The organism is Streptomyces oryzae (assembly GCF_017676365.1).
Lineage (GTDB): Bacteria > Actinomycetota > Actinomycetes > Streptomycetales > Streptomycetaceae > Streptomyces > Streptomyces oryzae.
Map to the genome: position 1 here is coordinate 1 of NZ_JADKMA010000272.1, position 7438 is coordinate 7438.

Below are 7438 nucleotides of genomic sequence, written 5' to 3' on the forward strand. Positions count from 1 at the left end.
GCGTCCTCCCCGGGCCCGATGTCCGCCCCCGACCCGGCCTCCTTCGCCGACCCGGCATCTCCCTCCAACCCCGCCGAGCCAGCGCCTTCCCCCGGCCCGACGCCCATCGCCGACCCGGCGTCCTCCTTCGGTCGGGCGCCCATCGCCGATCCGGCACCTTCCCCCGGCCCCGCACCGTTCACCGCCCCGGCATCTCCCTCACTCCGCGCGGCTTCCCCCCTCGCTTCCGCGGCTGCGGTGCTGTGGCTCTCGCGCAGGGCGGCGAGTCGTTGTTCGGCGGACTGGCGGCGTTCGGCGGCGTGCTGGCCGGCCGTGAGGGCTTCCTCCTCGGCTGCGCGGTCGACGTGGTCCCGCTCCTCGCGGGCCGGGTCGGGGTGCTCCGTGGAACCGCAGACGGCGCAGGGCTCGCCCGCGGTCAGGTTCGCGGCGAGCTCGGCCGCGATACCGCGCAGCCGCCGCTCGCGCAGGGCAAGCCACTGCTCCTTCGCCTCGGCGGCCTCCTCTCTGGCCTGCCGGAGGGCTTCGGCGGCGGTCTCGATCTCGACGGCGAGCTGGTCGCGGCGGCGGGCGGCCTGCAGCCGGGCGCGGGCCGGGTGCAGCCGGCCCGCGAGGCGTTCGGCGCGGGTGGCGGCCTCCAGCGACTCGTCCACCCTGCGCTGCAGCACGTACCGCTGCTCCTCCCAGCCCGCCAGCCACTCCCCCGCCTCGCGGAGCAGTTCCTCATCAGCCCGCGACTCGGCGTCCAGACGGCGCAGTTCGGCCTCGATGGCGGCGGCGCGCGGTTCCTCCTCGCGGGCGGCCCGCAGCGCTCCCAGCTCCTGGCGCAGCTCCCCCTCCAGCGCCGTCAGCCGCTCGGGCTCCGCTTCGGCCAGGGTGTGCGGGAGGCGGGCGCGCGCTTCCCGTTCGGCTGCGCGGGCGCGGGCGTGCTCGTCGCGGGCGGTGTGGTGCAGCCGGAGGGCGGGGGCGACGGCCTCCGCGGCCTGCGCGCGCTCGAGGCGACGACCGAGCGCGTCCCGCTCCCCGGCCCTGGCCGCCAGCTCGTCGGCGCGCTGCCGGGCCCGTGCGAACCGCTGCTGCTCGCGGTCGAGTTCGCGGCTCGCCTCCAGTTCTCCTACGGCGGTGGTGTACCGCTCGCGGGCAGTTTCGGCGGCGAGGGCCGCGCAGGTGAGACGTTCGCGGGCGTACGCGCGGGCCTGCGCCGCCCAGGCCAGTACGGCGTCGGTGAGGCCGGGGTCGCCGGGCGCGAGCCGGCCGCGCTCGGGCGCCGTGCTCTGCTTGGCACGGCCCTGCTTGGCGCGAGTGCCGCCCCGGCCACCGGTCAGGGCTCCGGTCCGGCCGCCTCGCCGGCCGTCCGTCCCGTCGCCGCCAGGGGTACTGCCACCGGTTCCGGCCGGAGCGGTGCCGGTCCCCGGGGCGGAGCGCTGGCCGGGGACCGACTCCGCGTCGGGCGCGTCCGCCGGTCCTTCGCCCAACTCTGCCGGTTCGCCCACGGCCTGCCGCATCCGGTGGGCGAGGGCCAGCAGTTCCTCGTCGGCCGTGGCCACTTCCTGCTGGGCGCTCTTGCGCATCCGCGCCAGCTCTTCCTCCACGGCGGCGAACCTGCCGGTGTCGAAGAGGCGGCCCAGCAACTTCCCCCGGTCCTCGGCGCCGGAGCGCAGGAACCGCGCGAAGTCGCCCTGCGGCAGCAGGACCACCTGGCAGAACTGGTCCTTGCTCATGCCGAGCGCCTGGCTGATCTCCTCACCGATCTCCTGATGGGAGCGGCTGAGACCGTGCCACTCGCCGGTCTCCGGGTCCCGGACGCGCAGTTCGGAGCGAGCCCGTTCGCGGGTGAGGCCGGTGCCCCGGGCCTTGGGGCGGAGCTGCTCGGGGGCGCGGGTGAGCTCCAGCCGCCGGCCGGCGACGGTGAGGTCGAGCACCACCTGGGTGCGGGTGTGCGGGTCGGCGTGGTCGCTGCGCAGGGTGCCGCCGGGCTGCTGGCGGGCGCCGGGCACTTGCCCGTAGAGGGCGAAGCACACGGCGTCCAGCACCGAGGTCTTGCCCGCGCCCGTGGCGCCGTGCAGCAGGAAGAGCCCGGCCGAGGAGAGGGCGTCGAAGTCGACGGTGTGGGTGCCGCTGAACGGGCCGAAGGCGGTGAGGGTGAGCCGGTGCAGCCTCAACGGGCCACCTCACGCGCGCCGTCGGCGGCCGGCCGCGGGCTTCCGCCGCCCTCGGGACGCACTGCGGGGGCCGTACGGGAGACGGCGGGCCCCGTACGGGACACGGCAGGCGGCTCCTGCGGCTCGGCGGTCTCGGCGACCCGCACCGCCTCCAACGCCCGGCCCAGCATCTCGCGTTCCTCGGCCGCCGCCCCGCGCCCTGGACGTACGTGGCCGACGAAGTCCTCGGCGATCTGCCGGTCGGTACGGCCCTTCAGCCGTACGGCGTAGGAGCGTCCGTCCTCGGTCTCCTCCCGCTCCGGCGCGAAGACGAGGCTGACGGTGTGCGGGAAGCGCTTCGCCAGCCGGGCCATCGGATCGTGGGGGCGGGCGGCGTCGGTGAGGGTGGCCTCCACCCAGCAGTCCGCGTACTGCTCGTGGGCCGGGTCCGTCAGCAGCTCGTCGAGCGTGCCGCGCAGCCGGGCGAGGGGGCGTGGCACCGGGCAGTGCAGCCGTTCGGCGGCGAGCTCCCCGCCGGGTCCGAGGTCCACCAGCCACATGGACTTCGGGTGGCCCGCCTCGGAGAAGGAGTAGGCGAGGGGGGTTCCGGAGTAGCGCACCCGTTCGGTGACGGTCTGGCAGTTGTGCAGATGGCCGAGCGCGGCGTAGTCGACGCCGTCGAAGATGGAAGCGGGCACGGAAGCGACACCGCCCACGGTGATGTCCCGTTCGCTGTCGGAGACTTCGGCGCCGGTGACGAAGGCGTGCGCCAGGACGACCGAGCGGGTGCCGGGAGGTCTGGCTGCGAGGTCGGCGCGGATCTTGTCCATCGCGGCGCGCAGCACCGCTGTGTGGCCCCTGCCCTCGGCGCCGAGGGCTTGCCGCACCAGCGAGGGCTCCAGATACGGCACTCCGTAGACGGCGACCTGGCCGCCACCGGAGGCATCGTCGAGCAGCACGGGAGTTGCGCACTGGTGCGGGTCCGTACGCAGGTGGATGCCCGCGCGGCGCATCAGTCCCGAGCCGACGCCCAGCCGGCGGGCCGAGTCGTGGTTCCCGGAGATCATCACGGTGGGCACGGAGAGTTCGGCCAGCCGGTGCAGCGCGTGGTCGAACATCTCGACCGCCGCGAGCGAGGGAACGGCGCGGTCGTAGATGTCACCGGAGACGAGCACGGCGTCCACCGCGCGCTCCTCGACGGTGGCGACCAGATGGTCGAGGAAGGCGCGCTGGGCATCGAGGAGGCTCACGCGGTGGAAGCTCCGGCCCAGATGCCAGTCCGAGGTGTGCAGCAGACGCATGGTCAACGACCTTAAGGCCCACCACTGACAGCGCATGCCGCACCCCGGCACGGCACGGCCCCACGCGGTCAGACGGTGCCGAACGCCTCGCCGCCCACCTCGATCCGCGCGGTGCCCGCTGTGGCGTCGGCGAGCCAGCTGCGGAAGTCGGCCAGCTCCTCGTCGGGCAGCCCGAGCTCGATACCGACCTCGGCGCCGTAGCGCACCTCACGCACCTCGCGGCCGGTGGCGCGCAGTTCGTTCTCCAGGCGTCCGGCACGCTCATGGCCGACCGTGACCGTCACCAGCCGGAAGCGCCGCCGGGTGACGGTACCGACGGCGTCCAGGGCTTCGCCCACCGCGCCGCCGTACGCGCGGATGAGGCCGCCCGCGCCCAGTTTGACGCCGCCGAAGTAGCGGGTGACGACGGCGACCACGTAGCGGACCTCGCGGCGCAGCAGCATCTGGAGCATCGGCACGCCCGCTGTGCCGCCCGGCTCGCCGTCGTCGTTCGCCTTCTGGATGCTCGCGTCGGCGCCGATCACGTAGGCGGAGCAGTTGTGGTTCGCCCCGGGGTGCTGCTTGCGGACGCGGGCGATGAACTCCTGCGCCTCGGTCTCGGTGGCGGCGGGGGCGAGGGCACACAGAAAGCGGGACCGGTTGACCTCGGTCTCGTGCACGCCCTCCGCCGCGACGGTGAGGTACTGCGCGGGCCCTTCGGGCCGCTGGTCCTGCTGTGCGGGCTGCTCCTGCTGCATCCCGCCAGCCTATGGCCGGGGCCCCGGGAATCGGCGCGGGGTACGAGCCGTTGTCCCGGGAACAGGGCGAATCATGGCGTACTAGGGAGAAGAGGAAGCGATGTACGGCGATTCCGGAACGGTGCGGGACATTCTCACCGAGCTGGGTGACACCTGGGCGGTGGTGGGCCTCTCACAGAACTCCTCCCGGCCCGCGTACGGGGTGGCCCAGGTGCTCCAGCGCTACGGCAAGCGCGTCGTGCCGGTCCACCCGAAGGCGGAAACGGTGCACGGCGAGCGCGGCTACGCGAGCCTCGCGGAGATCCCGTTCCCGGTGGATGTGGTGGACGTCTTCGTCAACTCGGCCCTGGCGGGCCCGGTGGCCGACGAGGCGGTGGCCATCGGCGCCAAGGCCGTCTGGTTCCAGCTCGGCGTGGTGGACGAGGCCGCCTACGACCGCACTCGCGCGGCCGGCCTGCACATGGTGATGGACCGCTGCCCGGCCATCGAAATCCCGCTCCTGGACTGAGCCCGTCCGGGTAATCTCCGCCATGTGAGCGAGATACGAAGGGCAACCCCGGACGACGCCGAGGAGATCGCGCGGCTGCGCAGGATCATGTTCGCCGCGATGAGAGGGCGGGACGAACCGGGGCCGTGGGAGAAGGAAGCCGTGCGCATCGCGCGGCAGCAGCTCGCGCAACCGAACTCGCCACTGCTGGCGTTCGTGGTCGACGGCGAGGGGCCCGGTCTGCCGGCCCACCTCGCGGCGTGCGCGGTGGGCCGGGTCGAGGAACGGCTGCCCGCGCCGGCGAGCCCCCACGGACTGTTCGGCTTCATCTTCAACGTATGCACTGACGAGCGGTACCGCGGCCGCGGCTACGCACGGGCGACGACCGCCGCGCTACTGGACGAGTTCGCCCGCAGCGGCGTCACACGGGTGGATCTGCACGCGACGCCGGAGGCGGAGGCCATGTACCGCTCCATGGGCTTCGCCGAACACTCGATCCCCCTGTCGCTGGATGTGAGCACGCTGGAGGCCGCCGCCCCGCACTCGGGGAGCTGAGCCACGAAGGGGAAGCCCCTAGCCGCGCAGTCCCAGCCCCTCCACGATCTCGGCGCCGGGGAGCGTCGCCAGGGCCTTGCCCGGCACGATGAGCTTGCCCCGGCGGCTGCCGCTGCCGATCAGTACCCAGGGCAGTGCGGCGACTTCCGCGTCCAGCAGCAGTGACCAGTCGGCGGGCAGCCCGATGGGGGTGATGCCGCCGTACTCCATGCCGGTCTCGCCGACGGCGGTCTCGTGCGGTGCGAAGGACACCTTCCGGGCGCCGAGGCCGCGCCGCACCGCTCCGTTGACGTCCACGCGGCAGGACGAGAGCACCACACACCCGGCGAGGGTGCGAACTCCGCCCTGTTTGGCGGCGACGACGACGCAGTTGGCCGAGGTCTCCAGCAGGTCCTGGCCGTAGGTCTCGACGAAGGCGGCGGTGTCGGCCTTCTCCGGCTCGGTGTCGACGTGGAGCAACTGGTCGGCGGGGACGGGGCCTTCCCAGTCGCGTACGGCGGCGGCGACGGGGGCGGCCAGCTGGTCCAGCAGCTCGGTGGCCGGCCGTGCGTTGTCGAAGTCTCCGATGGGCGCTCGCATACCGGCACCCTAGCCAGCCCCGCGCCGCGGGGTCAGCGCGGTTCGGGTACCGAGACGGCCATCGTCATCTCGACGGTCTCCGTGCCGTCGTTGCGGTAGCCGTGCGGGACGTGCGACTCGAAGCAGGCGGAGGTTCCGGCCGGGACGGTGTAGGTGTCGCCGTCCACCTCCAGGGTGAGCGTGCCCGCGGTGACGTGGACCAGCTCGGTGGTGCCGATGGGATGCGGGTCGGAGCTGCTGGCGTCCCCCGGCACCAGCGTCCAGTGCCACAGCTCCAGCGGCCCTGGCGCCTCCGTGCCGGCGAGCAGCGTGCTGTGGCTGCCCGCCTCGGTGGACCACAGCCGTACAGCCTGCTCCGGGGGAACCAGCCTGACCTGCGGCTCCTGGTCGAAGTCCAGCAGCGAGGTGATGCTGACGCCGAGCGCGTCGCCGATCTTGACTACGGTGCCGACGCTGGGGTTGGTGCGGGCCTGTTCGATCTGGATGAGCATGCCCCGGCTGACCCCTGCCCGCGCCGCCAGCGCGTCCAGGGTGAAACCGCGCTCGGCCCGCAGGTGCTTGAGATTGCGGGCGAGGGCCTGCGTGAGGTTGTCGAGGTCCGTCACGGTGTTCCGCACCATCCAAAATACTAGATTGCAGAGTGCACTGCGGTGAACTACGGTGTGCTGGACTTAAGCGTTCACCACACTGTACTGCGAGGTTTTCCGCCATGACCGCTGTCTTCGCGCTGGCCACCAGCCTCCTGTGGGGGCTGGCCGACTTCGGCGGCGGGCTGCTCAGCAAGCGACTGCGTGAGCTGACCGTGGTGGTCGTCTCGCAGGGGGCGGCCTGTCTGGTGCTCGGCGCCATCGTGCTCGGCACGGGTGCCTGGAGCGAACTGGACGCCCGCCTGCTGTGGTGCGCGGTGGGGGCCGGCGCCATCGGCCCTGTGTCGATGCTGTGCTTCTACCGGGCGCTGGCCATCGGCCCGATGGGCGTGGTCTCCCCCGTCGCCACCCTCGGCAGCGTGGCCGTTCCGGTGGCCGTCGGCATGGTGCTGCACGGCGAGCGGCCCGGCCTGGTGCAGGTGGCCGGCACCCTGGTCGCCGTCACCGGTGTGGTGCTGGCCGGCGGCGTGGGCGGCGGCGGAGCGCCCGTGCAGCAGCGGACGATTCTGCTGACGGTGATCGCCGCCTTCGGCTTCGGTGCGACGATGAGCCTGGTCGCCGAGGCGTCCACGACCGTCACGGGGCTCTTTCTGACGCTGTTCGTCCAGCGGGTGGTCAACGTGATCGTGGGCGGCGGCGCGCTCTGCGCCTCCGTGCTGCGGGGCACCCCGGCGCTCCCCGGGGAGGGGATGCGGGCGGTGTGGACGACGCTGCCCGCGCTGGCCTTCGTGGGCCTGGCCGATGTCGCGGCCAACGGCACGTACGCCGTCGCCGCGCAGTCGGGCCCGGTCACGGTCGCCGCCGTGCTCGCCTCGCTCTACCCCGTGGTCACCGCGCTGGCCGCCAGGGGCGTCCTCCAGGAACGGCTGCGGGCAATGCAGACCGCGGGTGCCGGGCTGGCGCTGCTGGGCACGGTGCTGCTCGCCTCGGGCTGACCGCTCACCGGCGTCAGCTCTCGGGCTCGGCGTCGTCCGCACCCCTGACTCGTAGACAC

8 protein-coding genes are annotated in these 7438 nt (G+C 73.5%); 3 read left to right on the plus strand and 5 right to left on the minus strand.

Annotation, left to right across the window (positions count from 1 at the left end; genetic code table 11):
• The 3 genes from ITI46_RS32025 to ITI46_RS32035 form a co-directional block, all read right to left on the minus strand.
• Positions 1 to 2159: AAA family ATPase (locus ITI46_RS32025; protein WP_209243448.1), on the minus strand; the 2159-nt coding region annotated here is incomplete at its 3' end.
• On the minus strand, positions 2156 to 3439 hold the full coding sequence (locus ITI46_RS32030; protein WP_209243449.1) for an exonuclease SbcCD subunit D: 1284 nt from the start codon (positions 3437 to 3439) through the stop codon (positions 2156 to 2158). The genes ITI46_RS32025 and ITI46_RS32030, both read right to left, overlap by 4 nt.
• Positions 3440 to 3507: 68 nt before the next feature.
• Positions 3508 to 4176: a YigZ family protein gene (locus ITI46_RS32035; RefSeq protein WP_209243450.1), complete on the minus strand. Its 669-nt coding sequence runs from the start codon at positions 4174 to 4176 to the stop codon at positions 3508 to 3510.
• A gap of 100 nt (positions 4177 to 4276) precedes the next feature.
• Between ITI46_RS32035 and ITI46_RS32040 the strand changes: the two genes are divergently transcribed.
• Together ITI46_RS32040 and ITI46_RS32045 are read left to right on the plus strand one after the other, a co-directional pair.
• Entirely contained in the window at positions 4277 to 4684 is a 408-nt protein-coding gene (locus tag ITI46_RS32040; protein ID WP_209243451.1) for a CoA-binding protein, read from the plus strand.
• Between the two features lie 24 nt (positions 4685 to 4708).
• A complete protein-coding gene (locus ITI46_RS32045; RefSeq protein WP_307808411.1) occupies positions 4709 to 5218 on the plus strand; it encodes a GNAT family N-acetyltransferase in 510 nt (169 codons plus the stop codon).
• A gap of 18 nt (positions 5219 to 5236) precedes the next feature.
• Here the strand turns inward: ITI46_RS32045 and ITI46_RS32050 are convergent, their stop codons facing one another.
• Positions 5237 to 5797 (minus strand): YbaK/EbsC family protein, encoded by a 561-nt coding sequence (locus ITI46_RS32050; protein ID WP_209243452.1) that lies wholly within the window; start codon positions 5795 to 5797, stop codon positions 5237 to 5239.
• A gap of 32 nt (positions 5798 to 5829) precedes the next feature.
• Positions 5830 to 6417: a helix-turn-helix domain-containing protein gene (locus ITI46_RS32055; RefSeq protein ID WP_209243453.1), complete on the minus strand. Its 588-nt coding sequence runs from the start codon at positions 6415 to 6417 to the stop codon at positions 5830 to 5832.
• Between the two features lie 89 nt (positions 6418 to 6506).
• Here ITI46_RS32055 and ITI46_RS32060 point away from each other — a divergent pair, with 89 nt between their 5' ends.
• Positions 6507 to 7379, plus strand: coding sequence for a DMT family transporter (locus ITI46_RS32060; RefSeq protein ID WP_209243454.1), 873 nt, complete (start codon positions 6507 to 6509; stop codon positions 7377 to 7379).
• Positions 7380 to 7438 lie beyond the last annotated feature (59 nt).

What these genes read in the sequence shown, in the direction of transcription:
- ITI46_RS32030 (WP_209243449.1), bottom strand. Translation starts at nt 3,439, where the DNA reads ATGCGTCTGCTGCACACCTCGGACTGGCATCTGGGCCGGAGCTTCCAC.
- ITI46_RS32050 (WP_209243452.1), bottom strand. Translation starts at nt 5,797, where the DNA reads ATGCGAGCGCCCATCGGAGACTTCGACAACGCACGGCCGGCCACCGAG.
- ITI46_RS32060 (WP_209243454.1), top strand. Translation starts at nt 6,507, where the DNA reads ATGACCGCTGTCTTCGCGCTGGCCACCAGCCTCCTGTGGGGGCTGGCC.
- ITI46_RS32055 (WP_209243453.1), bottom strand. Translation starts at nt 6,417, where the DNA reads ATGGTGCGGAACACCGTGACGGACCTCGACAACCTCACGCAGGCCCTC.
- ITI46_RS32040 (WP_209243451.1), top strand. Translation starts at nt 4,277, where the DNA reads ATGTACGGCGATTCCGGAACGGTGCGGGACATTCTCACCGAGCTGGGT.
- ITI46_RS32035 (WP_209243450.1), bottom strand. Translation starts at nt 4,176, where the DNA reads ATGCAGCAGGAGCAGCCCGCACAGCAGGACCAGCGGCCCGAAGGGCCC.